The organism is Leclercia adecarboxylata, from assembly GCF_035787115.1.
Taxonomy (GTDB): domain Bacteria; phylum Pseudomonadota; class Gammaproteobacteria; order Enterobacterales; family Enterobacteriaceae; genus Enterobacter; species Enterobacter adecarboxylatus_E.
On the sequence record NZ_JALKTL010000003.1, the window covers coordinates 267,585 to 293,686 of the forward strand.

16 protein-coding genes, 1 tRNA gene and 1 pseudogene are annotated in these 26,102 nt (G+C 50.3%); 7 read left to right on the forward strand and 11 right to left on the reverse strand.

Going from position 1 to position 26,102, the window contains the following annotated elements:
• Window positions 1-48: 48 nt before the first annotated feature.
• Entirely contained in the window at window positions 49-1,053 is a 1,005-nt protein-coding gene (gene argF, locus MXM41_RS12155; RefSeq protein ID WP_325932190.1) for an ornithine carbamoyltransferase, read from the reverse strand.
• Between the two features lie 11 nt (window positions 1,054-1,064).
• Window positions 1,065-1,328 (reverse strand): annotated as a pseudogene (locus MXM41_RS22835) (hypothetical protein); the annotation flags it as partial.
• Between MXM41_RS22835 and rraB the strand changes: the two are divergent.
• From rraB to dbpB, 7 genes are all read left to right on the forward strand, one after another.
• Window positions 1,218-1,640 carry a ribonuclease E inhibitor RraB gene (gene rraB / locus MXM41_RS12160; RefSeq protein WP_103178050.1) on the forward strand — a complete coding sequence of 141 codons (423 nt, stop codon included), beginning with the start codon at window positions 1,218-1,220 and terminating at the stop codon, window positions 1,638-1,640. The pseudogene MXM41_RS22835 and the gene rraB overlap by 111 nt on opposite strands.
• 45 nt (window positions 1,641-1,685) lie before the next feature.
• Window positions 1,686-2,444: a tRNA isopentenyl-2-thiomethyl-A-37 hydroxylase MiaE gene (gene miaE / locus MXM41_RS12165; RefSeq protein ID WP_325932192.1), complete on the forward strand. Its 759-nt coding sequence runs from the start codon at window positions 1,686-1,688 to the stop codon at window positions 2,442-2,444.
• A gap of 33 nt (window positions 2,445-2,477) precedes the next feature.
• A complete protein-coding gene (locus MXM41_RS12170; protein WP_325932194.1) occupies window positions 2,478-3,209 on the forward strand; it encodes a topoisomerase II in 732 nt (243 codons plus the stop codon).
• 104 nt (window positions 3,210-3,313) lie between these two features.
• A tRNA-Leu gene (locus tag MXM41_RS12175) sits at window positions 3,314-3,398 on the forward strand.
• A 721-nt stretch (window positions 3,399-4,119) separates the two neighbouring features.
• Window positions 4,120-5,076, forward strand: a complete 957-nt coding sequence (locus tag MXM41_RS12180) for a hypothetical protein (protein ID WP_325932195.1) — start codon at window positions 4,120-4,122, stop codon at window positions 5,074-5,076.
• 73 nt (window positions 5,077-5,149) lie between these two features.
• Entirely contained in the window at window positions 5,150-6,400 is a 1,251-nt protein-coding gene (gene dpdA, locus MXM41_RS12185; RefSeq protein ID WP_325932569.1) for a tRNA-guanine transglycosylase DpdA, read from the forward strand.
• Window positions 6,397-7,524: a DGQHR domain-containing protein DpdB gene (gene dbpB / locus MXM41_RS12190; RefSeq protein WP_325932196.1), complete on the forward strand. Its 1,128-nt coding sequence runs from the start codon at window positions 6,397-6,399 to the stop codon at window positions 7,522-7,524. The genes dpdA and dbpB overlap by 4 nt, the downstream gene beginning before the upstream one ends.
• A gap of 24 nt (window positions 7,525-7,548) precedes the next feature.
• Here dbpB and dpdD read toward each other — a convergent pair whose 3' ends face one another.
• The 9 genes from dpdD to queD form a co-directional block, all read right to left on the reverse strand.
• Complete coding sequence (gene dpdD / locus MXM41_RS12195; protein WP_325932197.1) at window positions 7,549-9,738, reverse strand: protein DpdD; 2,190 nt, start codon at window positions 9,736-9,738, stop codon at window positions 7,549-7,551.
• On the reverse strand, window positions 9,731-10,261 hold the full coding sequence (gene dpdK, locus MXM41_RS12200; protein WP_325932199.1) for a phospholipase D-like domain-containing protein DpdK: 531 nt from the start codon (window positions 10,259-10,261) through the stop codon (window positions 9,731-9,733). Before dpdK ends, dpdD begins: the two co-directional genes overlap by 8 nt.
• Window positions 10,262-10,273: 12 nt before the next feature.
• Window positions 10,274-14,704: a protein DpdJ gene (dpdJ, locus tag MXM41_RS12205; RefSeq protein ID WP_325932201.1), complete on the reverse strand. Its 4,431-nt coding sequence runs from the start codon at window positions 14,702-14,704 to the stop codon at window positions 10,274-10,276.
• 4 nt (window positions 14,705-14,708) lie between these two features.
• Window positions 14,709-15,536: a hypothetical protein gene (locus tag MXM41_RS12210; RefSeq protein WP_325932203.1), complete on the reverse strand. Its 828-nt coding sequence runs from the start codon at window positions 15,534-15,536 to the stop codon at window positions 14,709-14,711.
• Window positions 15,533-18,727 carry a protein DpdH gene (gene dpdH / locus MXM41_RS12215; RefSeq protein ID WP_325932205.1) on the reverse strand — a complete coding sequence of 1,065 codons (3,195 nt, stop codon included), beginning with the start codon at window positions 18,725-18,727 and terminating at the stop codon, window positions 15,533-15,535. Before dpdH ends, MXM41_RS12210 begins: the two co-directional genes overlap by 4 nt.
• Complete coding sequence (gene dpdG, locus MXM41_RS12220; protein WP_325932207.1) at window positions 18,724-19,596, reverse strand: protein DpdG; 873 nt, start codon at window positions 19,594-19,596, stop codon at window positions 18,724-18,726. Before dpdG ends, dpdH begins: the two co-directional genes overlap by 4 nt.
• Entirely contained in the window at window positions 19,580-22,060 is a 2,481-nt protein-coding gene (dpdF, locus tag MXM41_RS12225; protein WP_325932208.1) for a protein DpdF, read from the reverse strand. The genes dpdG and dpdF overlap by 17 nt, the downstream gene beginning before the upstream one ends.
• A complete protein-coding gene (gene dpdE, locus MXM41_RS12230) occupies window positions 22,060-25,170 on the reverse strand; it encodes a protein DpdE (RefSeq protein ID WP_325932210.1) in 3,111 nt (1,036 codons plus the stop codon). Before dpdE ends, dpdF begins: the two co-directional genes overlap by 1 nt.
• Before the next feature lie 456 nt (window positions 25,171-25,626).
• Window positions 25,627-25,989: a 6-carboxytetrahydropterin synthase QueD gene (gene queD / locus MXM41_RS12235; RefSeq protein ID WP_325932212.1), complete on the reverse strand. Its 363-nt coding sequence runs from the start codon at window positions 25,987-25,989 to the stop codon at window positions 25,627-25,629.
• Window positions 25,990-26,102: the final 113 nt, after the last annotated feature.

A 26,102-nucleotide genomic window follows, 5' to 3' on the forward strand; every position in this document is an offset into this window, starting at 1 on the left:
ATATAAATATCAGGAGGGTCGAACCCTCCCTCTATTTATACTATTAAGCTATTCCCCCAGGGTGGCGACCATCACCGCCTTAATGGTGTGCATGCGGTTTTCCGCCTGGTCAAATACCACGCTTGCCGCGGATTCAAATACCTCGTCCGTCACTTCCATCCCGCCGTGCAGATCGAACTCTTTCGCCATCTGCTTGCCGAGCGTAGTCTGATCGTCATGGAATGCCGGCAGACAGTGCAGGAACTTCACGTCCGGGTTACCCGTCAGCGCCATCATCTGGGCATTCACCTGATAGCCACGCAGCAGCGCAATCCGCTCCGCCCACTTCTCTTTGGCTTCGCCCATTGACACCCACACGTCGGTATAGATGAAGTCCGCGCCCTTCACGCCCGCCGCCACGTCTTCCGTCAGGGTGATTTTGCCGCCGTTCTTTTCTGCCAGCGCGCTGCACTCTGCCACCAGGCTCTCTTCCGGCCAGCAGGCTTTGGGCGCAACCAGACGCAGATCCAGCCCGGTGAGGGCGGCTGCTTCCAGCATTGAGTTCCCCATGTTGTTGCGCGCATCGCCGGTATAGACCAGCACCATCTCGTTGAAGGCTTTGCCCGGCAGATGCTCCTGCATGGTGAGCAGGTCCGCCAGCAGCTGGGTGGGATGGAACTCGTTGGTCAGCCCGTTCCACACCGGCACACCGGCAAATTCCGCCAGGGTTTCGACAACCTCCTGGCCATGACCACGATACTGAATGCCGTCGTACATCCGGCCCAGCACGCGCGCGGTATCTTTAATTGATTCTTTATGCCCGATCTGGCTGCCGCTCGGCCCTAAATAGGTGACGCGCGCGCCCTGGTCAAATGCGGCAACTTCGAAAGAGCATCGGGTGCGGGTTGAGTCTTTTTCGAAGATGAGCGCGATATTTTTGCCAGTAAGCTTCTGTACTTCCGTGCCTTTTTTCTTATCGGCTTTAAGCTGTGCCGCCAGCGCAAGCAGGGAGGTGATGTGTGCAGGGGTAAAATCGAGCAATTTAAGGAAGTGCTTTTTATAAAGTTCAGACATTTTATCCTCACATGGCAAAGGCCACTTATTGAATTAAAATTCACTTTATCTGTATCAATATTCACATGCAACCCCGTTGCACAAATCTTTCTTACAAAGGTGGAGGCAAACACATCCGTGTGTGAAAATAGAAGTATCTGCCGCACTTTAAAGAGGAACGAGCCATGGCAAACCCAGAACTGCTGGAAGAACAGCGCGAAGAGACGCGACTGATTATTGAAGAACTGCTGGAAGACGGCAGCGATCCGGATGCGCTGTACACCATCGAGCATCATTTCTCTGCGGATGACTTCGAAGCGCTGGAGAAACTGGCGGTTGAAGCGTTCCGCCTGGGTTACGAAGTGACGGAGCCGGAAGAGCTGGAAGTGGAAGAGGGCGACACCGTCATCTGCTGCGACATCCTGAGCGAAGGCGCGTTGAAGGCAGAGCTGATCGACGCCCAGGTTGAACAGCTGATGAACCTGGCCGAGAAGTTTGAAGTGGAATACGACGGCTGGGGCACCTACTTCGAAGATCCGAACGGCGAAGAGGGTGACGAAGACGACGAAGATTTCATCGACGAAGATGACGACGGCGTGCGTCACTAAGTGTTATTAGCGGTGGCCTTTGCCACCGCTTTTCCAGGTACAAAAATGGATTACCCGCAGATACTCGCCCCTGTTTTACACTTCCTCCAGTGCCCGACCCCGCAAGCATGGATTGATAAAGCCCGCGACCCGGCGAACCTGCCGCTGCTGCTCACCGACCATATGGTATGCGAGCTCAAAGCCGCCCAGACCGCGCTGTTATTAGTTCGCAAATACGTCGCCGACGAGAGTGGGGCCGACGCGCTGCTCGAGTGGCTCAAGCCCTACGAAGCTTTTACCTTCCGCGAAGGCCCGGAACCGGACTTTGTCGCCCTGCACAAGCAGATTGGCAAAAGCGTGATGCCCAAAACCGACGACCCCTGGGGCCAGTCTCTGATCGACAGCATGGTGCTGCTGATCAAAGAGGAGCTGCACCACTTCTGGCAGGTGCGGGAGGCGATGCTGACCCGCAACATCCCCTACGTCAAAATCACCGCAAGCCGCTACGCCAAAGGGATGCTGAAAGCCGTGCGCACCCACGAGCCGCTGACGCTGATCGACAAGCTCATCTGCGGGGCCTATATCGAAGCGCGCTCCTGCGAACGCTTCGCCGCGCTGGCGCCGTTCCTCGACGACGATTTGCAGAAATTTTATCTGTCGCTGCTGCGCTCCGAAGCGCGGCATTATCAGGACTATCTGACCCTTGCCCAACAGGTCAGCGACGAGGATATCTCTCCCCGCATACAGCTTTTTGGTGAAATTGAAGCCACACTTATCTCAACACCGGATAACGAGTTTCGCTTCCATAGCGGCGTGCCGGTGTAAATCGGATAGCTAAAGGATCAAGGATGCGTAACGATGAGAAGAGCGTGGACACCTATAGTCGCAGTGGCAGTTATCTCCGCAGCAGTAGCCTTCTGGGTTTATTACGACAAGCAACGCCTGCAAAATACCCCCGAACACCGGCTTGATACCACCCTTAACGCCATACCCTCCTGGCAGGTGCTGAAAGAGCAGGATCCCCGATTTGTGACCCGTATTCGCGAGCAGATCCTCACTATGCACAAGGCGGGCGATTCTGAGCAGGACATTATCGACGTGGTCCAGCCGCAGATCCTTAGCCTGCAGATGTCGCGCCTGCAATATGCCCCCGACGCGACAGCGGTGGGCTGGATCACGATCAACATGGAACAGACGGCCGCCATTCAGAAGGTGAGTGACGACGCCTGTTTTCGTTTTCTGTTTCCGGGCGTGAAGGGGGGCGTTAACCCGATGCGGGTGCTGGATAAACCGATGATGCAGCGCCGCATGCAGGCCGACGCCGAAATGATGCGCGCGGGCTGGGGTAACCATCGCCACACTGTTACCCCGGAAGAACACGCCGCCGCGGTGGAGGATGTGCGCCCGATTATGCAGTCGCTCACCAGCCAGTACGGGGAGGCGATCCAGCTGCTGGTGATGCCGGAGAACGCAGTGGGCAAAGAGAAGCTCACCTGCGAGATGGTGCAGGCGATGTGGGGGAAGGTGCTGCAGCTGCCGGAGCAGAAAGCGGCGAGGGTGATTCGGATGGCGGTGACGGAACTGGATTGACGTGGGCGCTGGTTTTTTGGGCACTTAACGCGGTTTAGCGCGTCGCCGCTTGCATGGCGGCGTGCGACAGGTATAATCCACAACGTTTCCGCATCCCCTTCAGTGCCGAAGTGGCGAAATCGGTAGACGCAGTTGATTCAAAATCAACCGTAGAAATACGTGCCGGTTCGAGTCCGGCCTTCGGCACCAAAAAGATGCAAAAATGAAGTCGCTTAAGGGCGGCTTTTTTTTTGTCTGGAATTCAATAACTATTAATTTTACCGCGAGATTTACTTTCCTAAGGTGAATCGATTCGAGCGTATATACCGATAGCCGTTGGTATTTAGAGTTCGATACTGCATCTATCAACAAGTTTGACGAATTGTAACTTATCTTCAAAACTGAGCAAATTGCTACATGCGAGCACATACTATAGTTACCATGAGATCTTCTAGAGACTAAACGAAAGTAGTCACTAATTTTATTTCTTTTATAAGTTGCTGTATTATATGTCTTTTATCCTTAAAGCTCTAAAAATAGTTGCTTGCATCACAACCAATAGTTTTTTATAAAACACGATATCAACTATTCAGAGGTGTGCTATGGAAACTTTTGATACCCAACTAGCTATGAGTATTGTGTCCTACTCAACTGGGGGCTTTAGCTATGACACTCTTGCCAGGGCGATGCTTTCAAAGCAGAAAAATGGGAGACCAGAAGATCTCCTTGAGTCATGCCGAAGTTTTTGTCTGTCTTTGGAGACACAGGGGGTTTTAAGGAGATGTCATAGTTGTTTGCATTCTCAGGATGACTATTTCATATACATTACTCACTGAGACTCGTGTCTGTTTTTTCAAATATTGGCAATTCGTTTCTTGCCACTTCCCTTTTTCTACTGTAGCTTTGCTACAGAAAGTTTTGGGAGGCTATTATGAGTAACATTCATTTAATAACAACATGTACTAATGGTAAGAATGGTGATCGTAACAATACATTGAGTTTAAGCAAGTATTCATCAGGAAGAATGCCTTCTGATATCCTTATAAATTCTTGGTGTAATGCTTTGAGTGAGGCAATTAAAACCTCTGCTTCCATATGCGTAGAGGACCTCTATAAGGGAGGGCATTGGGCGACAGTTAAAACAATACTTAGAGATTATCCTATTGATTTGTGGGTTCTTTCTGCTGGGATAGGACTCCTTCATTATAAAGATAAAGTGGTACCTTATAAAGCTACTTTTTCTACGGGGTATGAAGAATCAATACCAACATATTCATATGAATATGTTGGTAAATCCTTCCATAGAACGTGGTGGAAAAAAATTAATGAACACTCAGTTTTCAAATCTCGGCACCCTACCTCCATTGCTGAATTAATGAAGGAAAATAGTCGGGATTTTTTTATTCTTTGTGGTTCTCCTGATTATATCAATGCTATCGAACTTGATGTTATCAGTGGCGTTGAATATTTAGTTGATCCAAGTAAACAATTACTAATTATAACCTCTAAAAAAATTAACAGTAGGCTTGGATCCTATCTATATAAAAGCAATCAGCATATGGCTCAGTATTTAAAGTGTAATATGTTGATGCTTAATATTAAATTGGCTCAATATATTTTGAATGAATTTACAGGTAGAAAATTAGATGATTTAAACTTGCTTTCACAGCAACTAGCTGAAAAATTTGAAAATATACCCGAGCGTGAAGTTAAGAAAGGTGTCAGGCGTAGTCCTGTAGAAGTTAATCAATATATCTTAAGTATAATACAGCAACATCCAGGAATTAGTGCAACACAGGCATTACGTGCGTTTCGTGACGCTGGAAATTCGTTCGAGGAGAAGCGATTTCGTGCAACTTTCAAGGCAATTTCTGGCAGCAAACCATAATGCTACTGGATGAGGTTTCATGTTAGAATCCCACGTTTTTTGAGTCTTTGAAGTAGCGTCACAGGAGAGTATGTTGTCGAAGCTAAAGTATTTTTTCCCTGATAGTCAGGATTTTATCGATCCCAGTTTCGACTTCCTCCGCGAAACGCGTAACGAACATCGTGTGCGTCAACGTGACGATCATTATCCACATGAGGTTTTTCCTCATCCTTACGACGGTATGCTGGTTTCTAAAGCTGTAGTGGATGGTCTGGGCGGCGGTGAGAGCAAATATACCCGTGCCCAGCGTTTGCGTTACTTTCGCAATGGCATGAAGCACTTTTTTCGCCTTCCGGAAAATATGGAAACTATGGGGGATTGCGGAGCCTTCACCTATGTCAACCAGGATGTCCCGCCATATCGAGTGGAAGAGGTCATTGAGTTCTACGAAACGTCCCGCTTTAACCATGGTGTTTCTCTCGACCATATCGTTTTTGGCTATGAGAAACCTGGTGAAGTATTCAGTGGCGAAGTATTGGCTGAATGTCGTCGACGCCAGGATATCACGCTGACCCTTGCACAAGAGTTTTTAAACAAATCTCAAAAGTCCTGTTTCAATGCCTTTGGCGTTGCACATGGATGGAGCAAAACTTCCTACCGGCAGTCTGTTGAGGCTCTGCTGGCCATGGGATACAAAAATATCACCATGGGGGGGATGGTGCCGTTGAAAACGGCGCAGATCCTCGAGACGCTCGAAGAGATTAAACCGCTGCTGAAAAGTGATACACGTGTTCACTTGCTTGGCATTGCCCGTCCAGAGAGTTTCGCTGACTTTATCAAGTTTGGTGTGACCAGTATTGACTCGACAACACCGCTGCAGCAAGCCTTCAAAGATCGGAAAAACAACTATCATACGCTTGATGGCCCTGCCTATACCGCTGTACGTGTCCCTCAGTTTGATGCGAATCCAAGTTTGAGCCGCAAAATTAAATCTGGCGTAATAGATCAGGATATTGCCCGGCATCTGGAAAAGGATGCCATGACTGCCCTGTTCGAATACGATAATGGGGCTTTGTCTCTTGAGAAGACACTTGATGCAGTCCTGGCTTATGAACGCCTGCATTCGGGTGAAAAAGAGGCCGATAAAATCCGTGCGGATTATGAGCGTACTCTGGGAGAACGTCCCTGGAAACAATGCCAGTGCAATATTTGCCAGGCCATCGGTATCAATGTCATCATTTTCCGCGGAGCTGAACGTAACCGTCGCCGCGGTTTCCATAATATTCAGGTGTTGTACAACCGTTTACAGCACACATTGTCATTACGCTCAGAGGAACTATCATGAGTGAATATCGTGTTCCCGCCCTGCGAATCCGGCAGGGTGAGGAGAGGCAACTCTATAGCCTTGCGATAGAAGGTAAACAAATCAGCAAAATTGCAGCGATTTCACGTATTCGTCGCGGCGAAGAGAGTTTGGTTGGTTATCAGCGTCCAGAAGTACGTAACCATATTCGCGAAATTCAGCGCTACATTGAGAGCGCAAATCCGATGATACCAAACCCGGTGATTATCGCTTTTGATAAGCGTGTGCGTTTTGAACCGCTTACAGATAATGGCGACATGGGACACCTGGTAATACCTTTCTCCGAAGATAAGGATTTTGAGAAGCCTGGTTTTATTGTTGATGGTCAACAACGTACCGCTGCTTTGCGGGATGCTGAAATCGACTCGTTTATGATGCCGGTATCTGCATTTATTGCTAATGATGCGGAAGAACAGCGTGAACAGTTTATGCTGGTTAACTCCACAAAACCGTTGCCTAAAACGTTGTTATACGAACTGGCTCCGCATACCCACGGTCGTTTGCCATCCGATCTGCAAATGCGTAAGTTTCCTTCACTGCTGACACAACGACTGAACTTCGGCGAAGGTCCACTTGCGGGGCGGATCAAAACGGCGACCAATCCTGATGGGGTTATTGCTGACAACTCAATGATCAAAATGATCGACGCCAGTCTTCGTGAGGGAGCATTGTATCGCTTCCGTGACCCGGCGACCGGGTTGGGGGATGAAGGGAAGATGGTGAAACTGCTGAATAACTTCTGGTCGGCTGTGGAAACTGTATTTACTGATGACTGGGATAAAAAGCCCCGCTATTCCCGTTTGTTACATGGTGTTGGTATTCTTGCACTTGGCAGTTTGATGGATGAAATCGATCAGGTACATCAGGACTATAAAGGTGAACCTGGTTGGACTGAGATCCCTTCCTACTCCCGGTTTGTTGAGGAACTAAATCGTATAAAGCCGCTTTGCGCATGGAGTGGTGGCATGTGGCATTTAGGTACAGATATCGACGGTCAGCCTATCGTTCGTAAATGGAATGAACTGCAGAACTTGTCGAAAGATATCTCGCTGGTGACGGATTATTTGGTCACCAGCTACATGAAGGCGGCGAACGCCAATACCTGAAAAAAGGGGCGACAGCCCCTTTTTTTATGTTTCAACAGTCATGGATTGCTGCATATGAGTCATGAAGGCGTCCAGAATGGAACTGCTCCCTTTGCCTTTTGGGTAAATCAGATCGCGGCGATTCTGGAAGACTGCATAGAGCGCTTGATGCTTTGCACTACCAGCGGCAAAAATAAAGTAATCGGCCTGTTTTGCCAGATTAGCCAGTTTGTCCGTCGCGGTATGGTCATGATTAATATCTACTTTAATCCCCTGGAACAGGGTCTCAATCATCTTGCTGGCCCTGCGTGCAGCCCCTTCCGTTAGGGTATATATGGCGACGCGCTTTCCTGTGAGATCGGGAAGTGTTTCCGGTTCGCCGTCATCAATTTCCGTTGCCTCTTGGGGAAACGCGGCCTCTGCTCCTCGGCCTAATACATCGATGGCTAAGTTACGCATCAGGGTGCGGGTTGGATGATCGAGACGCGGCCAGACGCCTGAAGCACAGGTCTGAATATCCATCCACAGTGCTTTACGCAGCGCGTTATCCTGGTCTGGTGCATCCAGGAACAACTCCATCAGATAGCCCAGCGTTGGCAGGTTCTTTAGCGAGCCGCAGCGCTCAATAATCAACTGCAGTGTCGCGATACATTCCTGATATTCCGTAAGGGTGATAGACCCTTGCAGGAAATGCTCTGTCGCCAGTGCCGCCAGTTTGATATCGGCCTGGCTGACGCTTTGCTCCATTGCCAGGATATCCATCCATTTGAGCCAGGTTGTGCTCCGTAATCGCACCTGGTTTTTCTCCAGCCATTCGATAAAGGCCGGCATGGCGTTGCGCAGTGTCGGAAATGCGTGCGGCGGGAAATCCTGCGACAGCAGGTGGGTAAAAGCCGTTTCGTTGTAGGTGGACGTTGTCCAGTGCTCGCTTTCCAGTGCGACGATCTGCAGCAGGGTGTTGGCTTCAGTTTCTGGCTCGCACAGGCGTGAGAACCAACTGTCCCAGCCCGTAATTTTCGTGGTGGTTAGCCGGTTGATGCTCTCAATCAGCGTTTTCAGCAAAGGGGTTTTCTGAGCTTGTTCAAGCAGTTGTGTATCCACCTGACGGAGCATTTCGGCGAAGGAATCCAGCGTGTCGGTAGTTGCGGTAAGTGATGCCTGCAGATAACCCGCCAGCGATTCCAGTGATGTTGGCGGTTGGGAGAATGAGACCGCAGCGGGCAGTGGGGTATCATGCCAGTAGCCTTTGAGATCGGCCCAGCGTTGTAATTCCTCAAGCCAATCGGATTTTAACGCCTCAGGCAGCGCACTTAGCAAGTCTTGTTCACCGGCCAGAGCGACCCCGATTGCCCAGATTTTCCATGTACTTAGCTCCTCCTCATTGCTTCCTGATAGCGGGACCTGCATAAAGATAGGACGGAGTGCAAGGAAAGCAGGACGTAACGCTGAGGGCGTTTGCTGTATGTAACTCTGGGCATCGTTCCCCAGATAACGGTGCTGATAAGCCACGAGCAGCATTCTGACCAACGATGCGGGAATACGGCCTCGGGTCAGGTCGGGCAGATCCTGATGATTTAGCAGAGCATCCCATTTTTGCCATTTCCCGGCCTGCTGAAGTTCGAGCAGCAGCAGGTTGCGCCTGGAGAGCAAGCCGTTATCACGAAGTTCCTGCAAATAGTCATTGCTGGCGGCGAAATCTTTCTGATTTGTTGCCAGCATGAAATCGCTAAGGATACGGCCAAATGGGCGTTTACGATTGCGGGCCAGCGAGGGACGCTGGCGAAAAAGAGCAATGACTTCTTTCAGTGCGGCAAAGACCCGCTTTTTTGCCAGTTTATCGGCACGTTTACTCTCCAGTAACTTAATGCGAATAAACCCCGCTGGGCACTGCTCTAGCAGTGCAGTTTCCGCCTCAAGCGTTGGGCCTGTTGTGGGGCTCAAGAAAATTTTTCGGTCCGGCTCGATATCGGCAGAGCCCATTCGGGCATTAATGACGTTACTGAGTTCCAGCAGAGTACGTTCATCTTCTGCGGTGGCAAAGAAGACCCAGTTTTGACGGTCACACCAGGGTAGAATGATGGGCCACTCACCATCGAGAGCGCTTTCCACTAAAGGTAATAGAGCGTTTTTCTGCTCTGCGGGATAAACATCGGGCGCATCGCCCATCAGTTTTTCGAGGCTAAGTAAATTACCATCGCCAAAGAAGGCAAGAAGCCAGGCTGGGAGATTAGTCATGGCTGTCTCCAAAGGGATAGTGTCCACCGAATTCAATTAACGCATCGGAAATAACGGCCTTGTTGGTGGAGAACAGTAAATGTTCATCGTTCAAATTCGCGCCGCTCCAGGTGTAATTCATTGAACCTTTCAGGAAAAAATGCTTCGTTAACATACCTTTGGCATGAAGGTTCTCATGGTAGAGGTGTTGCATATCATGATCCGGTGGGAGCCTGGCCAGCAGACGTTCAACAAACACTTTGCTGCGCGTGTCCGGGCGAGTGACAATCCTGAGCGGACAACCGCTACTCACTGCGGTTGCCAGCAGTTCCTGAAAACTGATCATTCTGGCTCCCCACGAAGGATCGAGGAAACTCCACTGTCCTCCGCGGTTATCAATAACATCAAAATCACTCATCCAGGGTGAAATCAGCCAGATGAGTTCCGGATAGAGGATGAGCCCGCTGAACTGCGCACTCAGTATTTCTTTGAGTTGCCGCTGTCCAAGAGGTCCGTGGAGAAATATTTGTCGTTGCTCTTCCATTCATTACTCTCCTTACAGCAGGGCTTCAGCCAGTTCGATTCGCAGCACGATATAGCCGCCCCGATAGTCTACGGCACCTATCCTCGGATAGAGATGGAGGCCGAAATAATCGACAGGCTCCAGTTGCAGGGCAGACACGGTGGTTACCACCTTATGGCGGGCTTCCCTCGGGATCAGCAGTTCTGCAAACCCTTCATGGATAATGGCGGTATGGATTTGCTGAAGCCAATCGCTGTGAGTCACGTTAATCTGTGTGGCTTGCTGTTGGAACAAGGTACTGAGCAGCAATCTTTCTGTCAGTTTAGGCCCGCTATCAAAGGGGTTGTAGTAGCTGAGAATTGACTGACGTAGCGTGTTACCCCGCTGCCAGAGCATGCCCTGAATTTGGCAGAAGCGGTCGAAGATTTTTGTGACGTCTGCATTTGGCAGTTCTTGTGTCGCCTGGGTGTGGGCGAAGATATTCAGGCTGATTTCATAGCCTGCTTTGGCTTCAAGCGCCCGCCACCTATGCAGATAGTCGAGCAGACGTTGATCGTGCGAAGGCTGGCTACCTGGGCGAAGAATGCGGGTGTGCAGAACGGACACAAAGCTGTGAGTAAGTGCAAACCCTTGTTTTTTTAGCTGTGCGCGCAGAAGTCCATTCGCCTGACGGCGATCGTGATGGTTACCTGCCATGCGCAGATCGGAGAGCGCCTGCTGCAATGACGGGCTTGATGAGAGCCTTGAGAGTAACTCGAAGAGATCGTCGTCGATTTGTTCGTAATCGCTGGCGGCGAAACTGCGAATAAACAGGTTCAGTAGGGCGACCGGATCGTTGTGAAAGGCTTCCTCGAGGCGGGTCACGATCCCACAGCCCCCTGGTTCCGATTCAGTGAGCCAGATGTCGAGTTGTTCTCCCTCCAGAACCGCGTCGACGAGCAATCCTCTGTCGTCCACATCAGGAAGCAGCAGGTGACTGGTCTGTTTCACTGCACCTGAGAAAGTAGTGATTAATAAGCTCTGGAGCCACTGGCAAAAGTCAGCTCTTTGGCTGAGATCTTCCGTCAACACCACGCTGTGCGTATCCAGCATTGCGAGCAGCTCTTGCTCGTTGAACAGGCTTCTCAACTGCTGTTGCAACTCCTGGCGTTCGGCAGTACTTTCTCCATCTTCATGGTTTTCAAAGCTATTTTCCGCCTGGAACAACGAGTCCGCGATGGTAGCCAGCGACGTTCGGCCTTCCGGGGTACGCAGGGCTTCAATCGCCCCGGCGACGGTATTGCGGTTGGTGATTTCGATGGTAAGCGCCGCCAGATAGCATTCATAGATCCAGTCTGCGGTGAAGCTATCGTATTCGAAGCGTGCTTCGCTGCGGATGCAGTGGTGGAAAAAGAGTGTTCTGAGCGAAGCGGATAACTTTTCGTCGTTCATGACCTGCTGATGGAGCGCTGAAGGCAGCATAAAGCTCAGCTTCATGCCATCCACCCACTGACGAGCACCCACTGCAACCGGCTGGCCATTCTCCACCCATCTGAAATTCACCCAGGCCCTCTGCTTGCTTTTGCTGCGCAAGGACGCACTGGCGGCCGTGGCGTAACGCGTGAGCTCAAGGGGAGTCATATGTTGATGGGTATAGAAAGTCGCTGAATTCAACAACTCGCTCCAGGGGCCCGTGGGGATCGTCAATGCTTCGACCTGTGAGTCAGTGGAAAAGTGAGTGTCCCACTTCAGCTGGGAATTGCTTTTTTCGGTCAGGTTTTGTTTGAAATCAAGGGCCCGGGTCAGCACCTGCAGAGGGCGAATGACCTTCAGCGGCGGTGCATCCGCAAGTGAAATCTGGCACTCAGGTTGCCAGGTGTCACCAAATGCCTCGCTAATCTCGAAGTCGACCTCAGAAACCACATTCATCTGGGGCACAAAATTGTGTGGCACCAGCCAGTCAGCTTCCAGATCGGAATAAATGGCGTAGCGCTTTGAAATGCGACCAGGCGCAAACTCCTTTAGGCCCTGAATAAACGGCAGATATTCATGTTTTGTAAAGCGACGCTCAAGCTGGATACTCAATTCCGGCAGGTTCAGTTCACTGAAGAGGGCCGCCGGAATAAATGAAGGGAGTGGAGATCTGCCCGCCGATCTGTCTGCGCCTGGAACGCCCATCAGCGACCACTGAGTTGTCAACTGACGTTTTATCGTCGGTAGCAATTCCATCATGATGGAACGCGGTGGTGACCACATGATGCGCTGGAGTTGCGACTCATTGATTTTGAGCGCATAGAATAAGTACTGCTCCAGTTCTTGTTTCCAGGTATTTTGTTCCAGCACGGCGGAAATCAGGTTGAGCATGCGTTCCTGTTGTCCGTGCTGCTCTGCGCTTTTTGGTGGATTGTTCAGCAGTGACCAGATATTACTGTTGGTGATTTTCAGACTCAGCCAGTCCAGCGTTGCCATTGCTGCCTGCATTTTCTGAATATGAATATTGCCCAGCGGCAATGACTGGCTCTTGATTTCTGGCGTCACCAGCTCTTCATAACGCTGATACACGACGCGGTCACGGCCGAATTCCGATAGCACTACGACCATCCAGGGGCGCATCGTTCTGGAACGACCTGCACGGCCTTTACGCTGAAGATAAGAGGCGACATTGCGCGGAGCTTTGTGCTGAATGACGACCCCCACAGAAGGATCGTTAAAACCGACTTCCAGCGAAGCTGTCGCGACAACCACTTCGGCTTTGGGATTCACCCCGGCATCCTGGCTTGAAGTTCTTGCCACGATTGCTCTATCGAAGTTATCAAGAGGGTGGCCAATATCGACAGACATTCGCCAGTTCTGACCAGCAAGAGTCAGTGCATCAGCGACTCCATTGCTTTCGTTACGCTGTGCGGCTAATGGGGTTTCATTGGGGACCAATTGCTGTCCCCGTGTACGCCATCCTTCGGCGTCGCAAAGCTGGTGAAAAAGGCGGTTATTGATATCAAGATCGTCGGTAAAGACAAAGGTTTTGCGTCCCCAGGTACCCTGCGATCTGCCTTTACGGGTATCCATGATTCGGCGCGCCAGCATGCTGGTCTGGATAGTAGTAGATAGTAGTGCCGTTTGTGAAACAGGATCTCCACGCAGTGCCAGCAGATATTCAGCCCCTTCGTCCACCATTTCCTGAAAAGCTGGCTCAATCAGCATGACATGTTTTTTATTGGCCCCCACCAGGTCTGCGAAGAAACGCTCTGCATCACTTAGGGTTGCGGAGAGGCCAACAAAGTGTGGACGACAGCGCGCCAGTTGCATCCATCGGCGCAGCAGATAGGCGGTTTGCGCTCCGCTATTGCCCGAATAGGTATGCACCTCATCAAGCAGCACCACTGGCGGCGCAAACACATTCATACCGACGCCAAAAAGGTGGTTGGCCTTGTTGTTTCCGAGGTGCTGGCTAAGCATCTCGGTGGTAGTGAACAAAATATCCGGTGGGTTGTTCATTAATGAAACACGGGTGAGCACTACCTCGTCTTCACCCACGCTGTGTGTACAGTGTGTGCAACGGAGGATCTCTTTACCCTGGCGGATATCTTCGGCTTTCCAGCGCATTTCACCCTGGCATTTTGGCGTGCTGCAGCGCAGTAAGTCGAAAGGGAGATCTTTATCCTTTTCAACATACTGAATGCTATGTGGCGTATCGCCAAAGAAAGAGCCGATGCGGAGTTTACGTCCGGAAATTTTAACCGCCTGAGCGTCCACCTCACGGCATTTTCCCCATGTTTCCATGAACTGATCTTTGAGCAGTTCTTTACGCGGATACAGAGCCAGCGTTCGGACCCGGGCTGAACGATCGCGTTTTAACTCATTGATGAGTGATGTCAGCGCCGGCAGATAGAACGCCAGAGTTTTACCGCTGCCGGTGCCGGCACACACAATCGTTGCGGTTGCTTCTTTGACGTGGGTATGACTGCTGTGAAAATCCCATGCCCGCAGAATGCGTGCCGTAGCCCGGGACTGAAAACCGGCGATGGAGAAATCGCCGATCAGTGCCCGCAAAGCCTGACGTTTAGTGTCGTTCATCCACTCGACGTCGCTCCACTGGCTCAGTACCTCTTCAGCCGGGTGTATCCTTGCCGGGTAGCTACGAGGACGGCGGATAAAGCGATAGTCGGCCACCAGGGTTCGGGTACGACTCAGTTGCTGACCGCGAAACCACTGGCGCTGGTGACGAAACAGATGGACGGATTCCGCCATACGAGTGCGGTATAGCTGCATGCCTTGGGTATTCGGAATGCTAAACAGCATCGTGGCTTCGATCAGATCCTCCATCAATGTCCCGCCATTATCAAAGGGGAAATGGTGGGTGAACAGCGACACAATATCCGCCTTCGTAAAGGCTCCCTCCGTATCTCCCCACACCAGCAGTTCAGCTTCGCGTTCTTCAAGAACGTCCAGCGCTGCATGCAGGCGAGCTAAATCCTCAGCAGTCATGTCACTATTTCCTTGTAATCACAAAGTCTTCCAGCATGTCTTCATCCCGCAGCCACTCAAACACTTCTGTCGTCAATGTGCTCAGCGTTGGTTTGCTTCGCTGCGGGCCATTGATTCGATCCAGGAAGTGCTGCACCGCTTCAGGCCAGTCGGTTTTCATCATTCCGCGCAGGGTGTTCAGGTGCTCCGCCATTGCCCGGATCTTTGTCACGCTCTCGCCGTTCTCAGGCAAAGGCTGGATCAGGGTGTCAAACTTGTCGCGCAAGCTTAGGTATTCGTCAGCAATCTCTTTCAGTTTCTCGAGTTTCTGCTGAGCATCGAGGGTTTTGCTGTCTACATGAATATCCTGATACAGGATCTGCTGCCACTCTTCCCATGCGTTTTTCAGCTGGTCGCTCAGCGTGCGGTGCAGGCTGAGCGCCTGGCTCACGCAGTTGGTCAGGGAGTCATTCTGAATAATGTCATAGGCCTTGCGTTCCTGCGTTGTAAGCGTTTCATCCAGCGGTTCATCAGAGGCTTGCGTATCGGCAGCGGCTGCGACCAGGGTCTGATTATTCAGCCAGCGGCTCCACTGCGACAGCAGATTATTGACGCTGTTAGCCGCATTTTTGAGTTCATTTCGCTGATTTTCTCTCCAAATGACCCTCAGTTCAGATGGCAGACATTGCAGGGCCGGGTATTGGTATTTAAGGCGGCCATAATGCTCGGCGACGGTGTCGGTTTTTGAGATAACGATGCCGCATTTCTCAATAATCTGCGTGGCTTTACTCGCCTGGACGCTCAAGTCCAGTTGCTTCTGCATCTCTGCAAGCTGTTGGCGTAACGTACTCATTCATTCACCCCAGAGGCGCTGATATCAGCTGCCAGATTTTTCAGTCGCTCTTCAACCTGCTTGCGGGCCCTTTCCAGTTTCGGCGCATCGCCCTTACTGTTTACCTGCTGTAGCGTAAAAATGATTTTCGATTGAATGTTCTGCCATTGCGCAAGAAGGAAGCCGATACGGCTGACGTAATCACCATCCAGATGGGAAATGTCATGCCACAGCATGAAGGCATCTTTCTGTTTGACGAGGGAATTAAGCGTGAGCAGCGTGTTCAGGCTGGCCTCTGCATCCACTCTTAACGCTTCAATTTCACCCAGCAACCAGGATGAGTTTCTGATCTGCTCGGATTCCTGAGGGTAATATTGGGTGCGAACCGCTTCGATAAACGTCTGCCACTCATCGAGGAGGCCAATGAAGTCATCCTGATTTTTTATATTTTCAAAGAGTTGGGCATTTTCGATCGTTGAGGCGATCTCTTTACGGACGGTCTCGGCCGCACGTTGCACATCCGCTCCCAGCGGTTCTTTCTGGATCTCTCTCAACGCGGAGGTGAGCACTTCGGCTTCGAGTGCGCGGGTTGAGGTGAGCCCGAAACTTAATTCAGGGACGGCAACCTGAGAAAGCCATGCGTCGCGGGCTTCGTCCCACCCCTGAAGCGCTGTCTGCCGGGCTTCAGCCACTTTTATGCTGGAATGTGGTTTCTGGTTGGCTTCGAGTCCGTAGAAACAGAGGTCGGATGGGCTTGTTTTGATTGTTCGACCTTGATTCTTACCCTCGGTTCGACCGACGCCTTTCTGCGTCAGGCAAAGCGCATCAATGAGCTCTGCCGGATTCTCTTTGCCAGTCAACAGGCCCAGCAGCAGCGCTTTTTGGTAATGATTACGTAGCGCAGGCTTCAGTTTCCGCGCCCGGGCATGATTGATTGCAATCTCCGTGGCCTGCGGCACCCACCAACTGACAAAGTTTTCATAGTGGGCGTAGTCTTCCATCGCTTCAGTGTAGCTAAGCCCTTCGCTTATGTTGGCGTAATGCTGGATACGCAAAATCGCCAGCGACACGTTGTAGATCTCTATCCTGCGTAGCGGATCGTTGAGATCTTTGACGTCATAGAATTTTACAATGGCGTTCGAAGGATCGGAAGCCGCCAGTGGCAGACTGATCAAAGGATTACGCTCAATCAGTGAAGGCCGCTCTGCCATACTGAAAAATTCCACTTGGGCATAGAGTTCATAGCAATTGTTAAGTCCTGCGCGCAGATCGCGGGCAACATCCTGAGGTAAAATTGCCTGGTCGTTGACCCAGGCTTTAAGGTGTTTAACAAAAGGCAGACTCGTTTTTTCCGGCGGCGGTGGTGGTGGCGGAAAAATGTCTTTGTCTTTGTCTTTGTCTTTGTCTTTGTCTTTGTCTTTGTCTTTGTCTTTGTCTTTGTCTTTGTCTTTGTTTTTATCTATGTTTTTGCCTTTATTAGCAGATATTTTATCGGCTAACTCGCTCAAACCAAAGGCCTCGGCGACACCTGATGGTAATTGCTGGCAAATCTCCTCCCAAGAGTGACTGCCGTATCCCCACAATGCAGCCAGAGAGGCTGCACTGCTCGTCCTGCTGGTAGTTAGCTGATTGATTTTATGCTGGATTTCAGGATCCGTGATTATTCCGGCAAAGTTTGGCGGTGGGAATGCCCCGTGCTCTGCCTCAACGCGACAATCACGTAAAATATCCAGCAGGATACGGTTGATCACAATTCGTGGGTTAAAAGCCAGTTGGCCGCTGCTGTCGCGGCAGTTTTTATTTGCCAGCGCCCGGATAGCGTTGCGGTTAAACGGGAACAGCGGAACCTGCTGTTTGTCTGTCGTCCCAAAGTCCGCCAACCATTCCGGCGCTCCGTCATCATTCCATATTGGAGGCCAGTCGGCCAAACCTTCTGCCCGCGACTGCTTCAGGGCTGATGCGCCATGGCGTGCCGCATTCAGATAACGACCGCACAGAGACACAATCCGCTCTTCATTGTTGTCTCTATCGGTGCTTTCAATACTCCACTCATAGCCTGAGCGTGTCATCAGCGTTTCCTGGCGGCGCTTATAGCCCGGATAGTTATCGGTGACTGCAATGACTGAGTGCACCGGGCAGAGCGTTTTTACCCCATCGCGCATACCTTCCTGGATTAGGCTGTCGATCAGCACGTCTTCAATGGCCGAAATGGCTGCCATATCTTCCACCAGGATCACCAGGCGGCGATCTTGTGCGAGCAACTCACTGCGAATTTGCTGGAACAACTCCTGGAAGTTGCCGCCGTTGAAGGTAAAGAGTTTGGCAAACAGCGATTTTAACGCCGCATGCATCGCTTCATTCAGAACGCTGACCGCCTGAATACGGGCTCTTTCATTCCCCTCTTCATCGATGCGGGAATGGCGAATATACTCTCGGGCAGGTGACGACAGATCATCGATATTTTTCTGGAAAAAGAGATCGTCAGGTACAAGTTCGTAGTTATCGTGATCCTCATCGCCGTCTTTAAGCCCATCGCTCATGCGACTGGCTCGTCTGTAGATGCAATGCCCTGGCTGAAGTATGTCTTCTTTGAATTTGGGATCGGTAATGAGTTTACCAATACCATTGCTAACTTCCTCGTTGATCGCATCAAGGCGATTGCCGATCTCTGTTGGAATCTCTTTCCCTTGCGATTCATATTCCTGACCGAGCTTCATCGCCTCGTTATACATGCTTTCCAATTGATGAGACATCATGGTCAGCATCAGATCAGCGAGATCTTTAGCGGAGTGTTGTTCAGCCACATCGTCGACGCTTTTGCGCACATCATCAAAAAAATCGCCGTGCAGATTTTTCAGGATCAGCAGCAGAACCTGGCGCAGGCTGGCGTTTTTCGGGATACGAACAATTTCCCACTGTGCCAGTTCGCCTTTTGCATGCAGATGGCTTTTGAGACGACAGTCAAGCCAGCGCACCAGATGTGATTTCCCCATCCCTGAACGGCCGATGAGTGGGATAGCTCGCTCGGTGGTGAGCAGTTGCGTAAACAGGTCTTCGTCGCGGAGGGCTACCTGATCGTTGTTAACATCACGACGGGTAAGCACCATTGGCTCATGTACCGCTAGCAGCACATCATCCTGCAATTCTTCGGCTTCGTTACGGATGCACTGCTCGATATTCTCAAGTGACGGCCAGTAGTTCATGATACTCATTGTGCGGCCTCCCTGAAACTGACCTGGCTGACTGGGCGAATTTCACCATTGGGCAATTGTAGCGATAATGATGAGGCGTCATCGCTCCCAACGATCAGCTGAATTTTCTGGTCGATTTCCAGACGACGCAGCGCAAGTGATGTGCTGGTGCTGATATTCTTACCTTCCGGAGCAGACCAGTTGCGTTCGCTCATGATCTCCTGCATTTTTACCCGGAATTCACCGCCGTCCATCATTGGCATCACTTCAGCCATATTGGCCATGAATGTTTTAATGGAGAGGCTCTTTTGTTCGCCAAAAATCTGCGGCAAAAAGCACTGAATCGCCCGGGTTGGGTCGGTATAGTAGTTCTGGTCCGGCGCCAGTTCCAGAAAGCCCAGATAGCGTCCATATTCCCTGACCAGCTTTTCGGTATTGGAGTTAACGGTTTCGGTTGGAAGCCATCTTTGCAGTTTTTCAGTGATAATATTCGGGGCCAGCGGTTCCTTGCCGCCTAATGAGTGCTGTTGAAGATTCATCAAACAGGTCAGCACTCGCCACAATGGCTCACATTCCTTACCTTCAGCGATACCTTTTTCTTTGCAGGCATCAATAGTGCATTGCAGCACGCGCTGATAGAGCGGACGAGTTTCATTGGGCTGCGGCAGGATCCTCTCTTCTTCCATCGGCCAGAGTCCCAGTCGACACCAAAAGGCGAGGTTCTCTCTGATTTTTCCCCAGGCGTTATCGTTAGCGGGCAGGTTATTGGGCCGATAGCGGGCCACAACCGCTTCCGAGGAAAGCGGTGCCTGGGCATTTTGTACAATGCGATCAAACAAGGGGATCAGCACCAGGCTGCTTCCTGGGTTTGCGTTATTGATGATTGACATGCTGTAGTTGCCTGATAAAAGTGTCCAGGGGTTGCGCGTTGCCTGCGCTTTCCCACCATTTTCTGTAAGGATGCTGCGGATCGGCCAGGTGCTGCGGGGCGATGATGATACGTTCATATCGCGAGGCCGGTAGGTCCGGTAGCGCTGTGGCAGTGTTAGCCACAATCACAATTTCCGCGCTGTCGGAAGTGGGTGCGGCAAGTTTTTGCACGCACCAGAAGCGAGAGACGGAATCCAGGACGCGTTCCAGATGCCTGAAATCGGCCTTATCTGCCCGGATGGTATCGTAATCGCCAGAGCCGATCAGTTGACGAAGCGGTACGCGGAGTTCTGACAGCAGAGTTCTCATTTCCAGTTCATCGCTGTAATACACTTTCCTGACGGCACCAACGAAGCGCGCTCGTTTCTTCGGCGTCGCTCGTAAAATTTCCACATCGGCCCCGACTGTCGGGGAGAACGCGCCTTTACTCTGAGCCCGGCACCCCGGGCATCCGCCGCAGGTGATTTCTGGCGCATGCTGCTGATAAATATAAAATTTTCTCAGAGTGTGGCATAGGGGAGGGCGAGGGTCGAGGATCCAAGTTTTCAATAGGGTGAATGCAGCGCGGCGCTTAGCCAGTTCTTCCTGGCGGGCCTTATCAACAAAGGTGTTCCAGTACTCTTCAGAGTGGTGCGAGTCGTTGCAGTGTCGTATATGCACTGTGTTGTAGTACCGGGAAAACCAGTCGTGAACTGCCTGAGCGTTTTCTTCTTCATTTTTTCGCAGGTTTTCTGGCAGTTCAGGGGCTGCGAACACCAGCTCAATCAGCCCGGTACGCTGCATCAATAGTAAGGTTCTACGATTCCAGGCTTGATTTCGATCGCCCTGATAGTCGATATGATCGGGCTTGGTATCCAGTGAGATGCTGTAACTGGCGATGTCGCTGGGTTGGTGTTGTTCAAACATCGCCTTCCAACGCTGGTAGCCTTTTTCGACACTAATAAGCTTTTCAACCGAGAGGCTTTCTGCTGTCTCCATCTGTGCACTGTGCCAGACCAGATGCGCCTGACAAGCTTTACCATCACGTCCGGCACGCCCACATTCCTGGTAGTAGCGATCAATATTTTCCGGAATGGCGGCATGAATGACTGTACGGACGTTGCTCTTATTCATCCCTACGCCAAATGCCGAGGTGGCAATCATGATGTCCAACTGGTCGCTTGCCCATTGTGAAATCAGCTTTTTGCGGGCCAGGGTTTCCGTGTCTCCATGGAAAAGGCCAACACGCTGGTAATGCTTTTGCTGAAGTCGCTGATGCCAGTTTTCCGCTTCTTCCTTAGTGGTGCAATAGAGAATGAGCGGGCGTGGAAGCGTCATCAGCAACTGCTCCACGCGCTGCTGGTGCGCACCAGGGTTTGGCTCAGCATGTACGAAGTATTCGGGTTCGGGGCGTAGGAAATTCGCCGTAATCTCGATGAGTTCGCTGTCATCTGCGCGGAACTGCTCGACAATCATATCACGGGTGTTCTGGCTCCAGGTTGCAGAGAGGAGCAGGGTGCGAAAGCGGCATCCTGGCTGTGCTTTTAATGAACGAATAAGTGGTGCAATCAACTGAAAATCAGGGCGGAATTCAGCACCCCATTGGTCTATAAGGTGTGCTTCGTCGATAACGACGGCACCAATCAAGTTATTTTTCGCTAATTCAAACAGCACAGGAACCAGTGACGATTTTGCCGCCTCTGGAGAACAAAACAGGACACGTTGTGAGCCATTTTTCAACCGTTCCTTCAGCGTCTGGCGCGTCGTCTGATCCTGGCCGCCAACCCACGCATAGCTCCCTCCGTGATCCTGTTCGGCCTGACGTAGCATATCCCGCATAAAATCAGCTTGTTCAATTGCTAGGGCGACCGTTGGGACAATCACCAGCGTTAACGAACCGAATGGTGCACTAATAGCCTGGATTTGCGTGATCAGGCTCTTGCCACAACTGGTGGGGAGATTCACCACCAGGGTGCTGTTGATATCGGAGGTGAGTAGAGTGCGGATTGCCGCCTGCTGTCCGAAGCCACGATAGTGCGTATGGGGCGTGTCGACCAGCAGGTTTTTCAGCGCAGGATCCATTTCCGGTTGTAATAAGTTACGTCGGGTTCTGCGCTGGTAAGTGGCTTGGGTGCTCGTCAGGTCCGATTCAGCAGAGAGTGACAGCGTCTGTCCCACGACGGATTTTTCCAGCCCCCAAAGTGGGTCTGGTTTCTCCGTCATAGTCGGTGGAGAAGGCAACCAAGGATCTTCGATGCCGCTCGCCTGTGCAGTGCGAAGTGCATCGGCATAGCCGGCAAAAATATCATTCAGGCCCGCAGAAGGGTCGATGATGATGTTCATTAACCGCTGAAAGAAGGGGTTTTCAATCCCCTCTTTGAAGGTAACGTCATCGGTAAAATAGGTGGTTAGCGCAAACTGCAGGCGTGACCATTGTTCCGTCATTAGGCGACTCCAGATAAGATATTGCTGCTACAGAGAATGATCGCTTTTACCGACATAAGCTGGATATAAGAGTTGGATGCAGCCAAATCTCGTTGTTTTTGCAGCGCTTTATCATATACCTGCTCAACCTGTTCTTTCCATGCATCGGCGGAAATCAGCTCTTCAATTTCTTGCCATCTTGTGGACCGCAGGTTGAGGTCCACATAGCTTTTTGTGGCGGAAGGAGTCTTACTGTACTCGCTGTTCAGCATCCCAAGCAGTTGTGGATTCGTCACCTGAGAACCGTCGGCAGCCACCCACTCCTCAACGATGCGTGGTGGTTCCAGTTCATCGCATTGACGAAGAGTGGAATAAGGGCTTAGGGGATCACAGCCGGTAATGAGCCAACTCATCTGGAAAAAGTAGCGAGGTTCATTCAGTTCTGCGTTAATCATACGTAGCATAGCCACCGAACTGCCACGGGCGTCCTGATTCAATAACTGCCAGATCGCATCGACGAAAGGCTGACCGTAACGCAAAGGATAAATCGTTGTCCCGTCAATTGCAGGGATACGTTCTGCACTCATCAAATGGGTAGATGGTGGATTGCCTCCCTCCTTGTCGAAGCTGAGCATGCAGGTTGTCAAGAATGTTTTGAAATCCACTAATGTCCCGGAACTGCGCTCGGCTAGCTCAAATCGAAAGCGCATTCCTTCTTCCGCATTTCCGGAGGGGCGGAAACGTAATCCCTGAGTGATCCAGGGAGTAAGTGCTTTGCATTGTTCCACTGCGTTAAGGTCATCATTGCTTAACTGCTGTGCGAAAAGCGCGGCCTGGGCGACATCTTCATCCATCGCTAGCAGTTTTTCCTGCATGTTGATTTTGTTCGTTTCTTTTGTCAGGATGCCCTGCTCGCCGGGCAGTTCTTTGGCAATTTTTTCAAGAAGTTGTGGTCCTTCATTATAAAGCCTGCGCCAGACATCACCGATATAGTCATCCAGCACGAATTGCAGGCTGGCTATTGTGTTGTTGAACACCCCAATGCTGTTCACCAGAATGTCGGCCCACTGATTGCGTAAGCTATCGGTCACATGGTTTTTTAGTATCAGGCTTTGAACCGGTTTGATACCACGGAGGTTGGCGCTATAACGGTTAAGACGGCCCAGACGTTGCTCAATCCGACTGCAGGAGCGTGGTAAACCATAGTGAACGGCCAGACGACGTCCACCGTGGAGATTTAGCCCATCCTCGCCGCTTCTATCACACAATAGTACCCGAACGGGGCTTTGCGCTTGAGTGAACCGCAGTGGTTGGTCTGGCTGATAGCGTTCTATTGGGTAGTCCAGCAGAATACTCATCTTGACTGACAGGTGCTGCGCCAGTTCAGGGCGATCGCAGAAGACAATTGCTTTGCCATCAGGAAATTGCTGTAGCCAGTCATTAAGCGAGGCGGCCAACATATTGTCGATAGCCTGTTGCTCATTTTTCGCCGTCGAGACAATGTGTTCCAGTAAGGCTTGCTCATCCAGGGGCAGCCCCTTTGACGCTGTGAGAATGGCTTTTGCCCGCTGCAGAACACATATCGGACTGGAAAAGAGATCGTCAATCCATTCGATGTAGTTCGCTTCTTTTAACGACCAATGCTGGTTTTGCGGCAGTACGGCTATGGAGCGATACTCTTCCAGCAATTCATCCAGGGTCAGTCCCTCGGTTTGCCAGTGAGATTCCATCACGCCATTCAGACCTGGGAAGAGAAGATCCAGATTCAGGTTTTTGCTTTCATCCTGACTTAGTGCAACCTGACGACGATTTCTCAGCAGACGGTGGTGAATACGGTAATGCTCGCCAAGATGCAGTCGTATCGCTTTAATGCCCGCTTCACGTTCAGGTGTTGGCTGAGAAAATCGCCCGATTAGTGGAAACAGTTCCTGGCATAACGTTGCCAACTGATGGTCGTCGGGAAATTGCACCAGAACTTCATCAAGGTTACGGCGAAGACTAATATTAGACACTGATGGAACCAGAGAAGAGAAAACGCCGCCAAGGCTTTCACGATTTTTCACAAGTTGGGTGAATGCATGCAGGTGGTTTTCATTAATCTGGAAAGCTTCCGGGTTGATACAGTGCAGCATCGACAGGAAGTTACGCTCATGACCATGCAGTGGCGTTCCGGTGAGAAGCAACGCGTAATGTGCCTTCTGGCATGCTTGTGACATCAGTTTGAAATCATCACGCTGGTCTTCGTCCATAGACCACGGCCAGTCGGCAATTTGGTGGACTTCATCAATGGTCATCAGGGAAGGTGAGAACCCTCTATCCAGAAGAAGGCAGGCTTCAGAATAACTACAAATAACAATTCCTTGAGCAGCGCCATCTTGTCTTAACAAGGAGAGCATCGTTGAGACATCCACAAGCAACTGTTTCAGCTGAAAACGTTCGCCTAATTCTTCTCGCCACTGGCTCAAGAGTTGGCCTGGCACGGCAATAAGCATACTGACATGCCCGGCTTCTTCCAAGGCATGTTCACGAATAACCATACCAGCTTCAATGGTTTTTCCGAGGCCTACTTCATCCGCCAGAATGTATTTCGGCGTTTTATCTTGTAGAACTCGCCTTACAACGGCTAATTGATGTGGTTCAAGTTCAACTGCGCTGCTTGAGAGAGAAGCCATTCCCCTACATGATGCTCGCTGTTGGATATACGTTTTAATAAAGGATTGACGGCGAGGGAAGAAAAATGGGGCATCATTAGCCTGATGTGCAAGAAAATGCGCTGGATTAACGGGGGCATCAGGTGCTTTATTGAGGATAAAAATTCTATCGATCGGAAGAGTTTCTGACTCTTCTTCACGGAAGATGACCAGAAAATCCCCATTGGGCCGAGATCCACCAAAGCGTGCACGTGCCCAGCGTTGGGTTCGTGATTCAAGACAATAAATCACAGCTTCTTCGTGCGGAATCGTTAGAGTTAATGCCTCTAGGTTAATATCAATATGTCGAGCGTAGGGCTTGGCGGGAGACTCAAAAAATGCAACAGAGGCACAATTTAAGTCAATAGAAACACTGGTGATTTTGCCGATGCCGTCAAAATAGTCAGAAGTAACCAACGACCCGATGGGTAGTATGCTCATCCTCATAGCCCTTGAAAAATACTTTATATATGTAATTTTGCATGCAAAATGAACAGGTATGAATGTAAAGGCAAATTTCTCTCTGTCCAAGAGATAAAGATAGAGATGCAAAAATTACGTGGATAAGGACAGAGTACTGAGATAAATCTCATATTCAAGTAAAATGATCAAAAATTTTTAGCTATTTCACAAATAAGTAAAAGCATTAAATTAACATACTGATATTAAAGGTTTTTAATGGATGAATTTAATTATAAACTGAACTTTTTTAGCATGATAATCCTTTTGCTTAGGTTAAGTGAAAGCAATTAAAAATCGTCATAAATTTAAATTTCATTATTTAATTTAATATGTGAAGTATTCTTGTAGCATTATTCGAAGGAAGATCATCTTTTAACAATGATTGAAACGTTTAGACAGCAGAGAGAGGTGGCAACTAGCTATCTAAACGAATCGTTATTCGCCCCGATAGATACACCCCGCGGTACATGTCTCTTTTACCACCACGGCACTAAGAATCGGCAACTGTGGCTTAACCTGATTCCAAATCCATTCGGCTAGTACTTCGCTGGTTGGATTTTCTAGACCAGGAATATCATTGAGATAAAAGTGATCCAGTCGTTCTAATGTGGGCTTAAAGATCGCTTTTAGCTCGGCAAAATCAATGATCCAACCGGTGTACTTATCGACTTCACCAGTGATCTCAAGACGCACGACAAAAGAATGCCCGTGCAAGCGTCCACATTTATGACCTTCAGGTACGTATGGCAGATGATGTGCTGCCTCAAAGGTAAAATCTTTGTATAACGTTGTTTTCATGGAATCCTCATTAATTGTTATATAGTAACAATGATTTTAGGAGGTTCATAGTTATAATCCCTTATCTTTTTGTTTAAAAGGATTTTTTTACTAAGATGACATACTTTTATAAG

Excerpts from the sequence above, each read along its gene's own strand:
- dpdG (WP_325932207.1), bottom strand. The coding sequence starts at position 19,596 with ATGTCAATCATCAATAACGCAAACCCAGGAAGCAGCCTGGTGCTGATC.
- dpdD (WP_325932197.1), bottom strand. The coding sequence starts at position 9,738 with ATGACTAATCTCCCAGCCTGGCTTCTTGCCTTCTTTGGCGATGGTAAT.
- MXM41_RS12210 (WP_325932203.1), bottom strand. The coding sequence starts at position 15,536 with ATGAGTACGTTACGCCAACAGCTTGCAGAGATGCAGAAGCAACTGGAC.
- queD (WP_325932212.1), bottom strand. The coding sequence starts at position 25,989 with ATGAAAACAACGTTATACAAAGATTTTACCTTTGAGGCAGCACATCAT.
- dbpB (WP_325932196.1), top strand. The coding sequence starts at position 6,397 with ATGAGTGAATATCGTGTTCCCGCCCTGCGAATCCGGCAGGGTGAGGAG.
- dpdF (WP_325932208.1), bottom strand. The coding sequence starts at position 22,060 with ATGACGGAACAATGGTCACGCCTGCAGTTTGCGCTAACCACCTATTTT.
- dpdJ (WP_325932201.1), bottom strand. The coding sequence starts at position 14,704 with ATGACTGCTGAGGATTTAGCTCGCCTGCATGCAGCGCTGGACGTTCTT.
- miaE (WP_325932192.1), top strand. The coding sequence starts at position 1,686 with ATGGATTACCCGCAGATACTCGCCCCTGTTTTACACTTCCTCCAGTGC.
- dpdK (WP_325932199.1), bottom strand. The coding sequence starts at position 10,261 with ATGGAAGAGCAACGACAAATATTTCTCCACGGACCTCTTGGACAGCGG.
- MXM41_RS12180 (WP_325932195.1), top strand. The coding sequence starts at position 4,120 with ATGAGTAACATTCATTTAATAACAACATGTACTAATGGTAAGAATGGT.
- dpdE (WP_325932210.1), bottom strand. The coding sequence starts at position 25,170 with ATGAGCATACTACCCATCGGGTCGTTGGTTACTTCTGACTATTTTGAC.
- argF (WP_325932190.1), bottom strand. The coding sequence starts at position 1,053 with ATGTCTGAACTTTATAAAAAGCACTTCCTTAAATTGCTCGATTTTACC.
- MXM41_RS12170 (WP_325932194.1), top strand. The coding sequence starts at position 2,478 with ATGAGAAGAGCGTGGACACCTATAGTCGCAGTGGCAGTTATCTCCGCA.
- rraB (WP_103178050.1), top strand. The coding sequence starts at position 1,218 with ATGGCAAACCCAGAACTGCTGGAAGAACAGCGCGAAGAGACGCGACTG.
- dpdH (WP_325932205.1), bottom strand. The coding sequence starts at position 18,727 with ATGAGTATCATGAACTACTGGCCGTCACTTGAGAATATCGAGCAGTGC.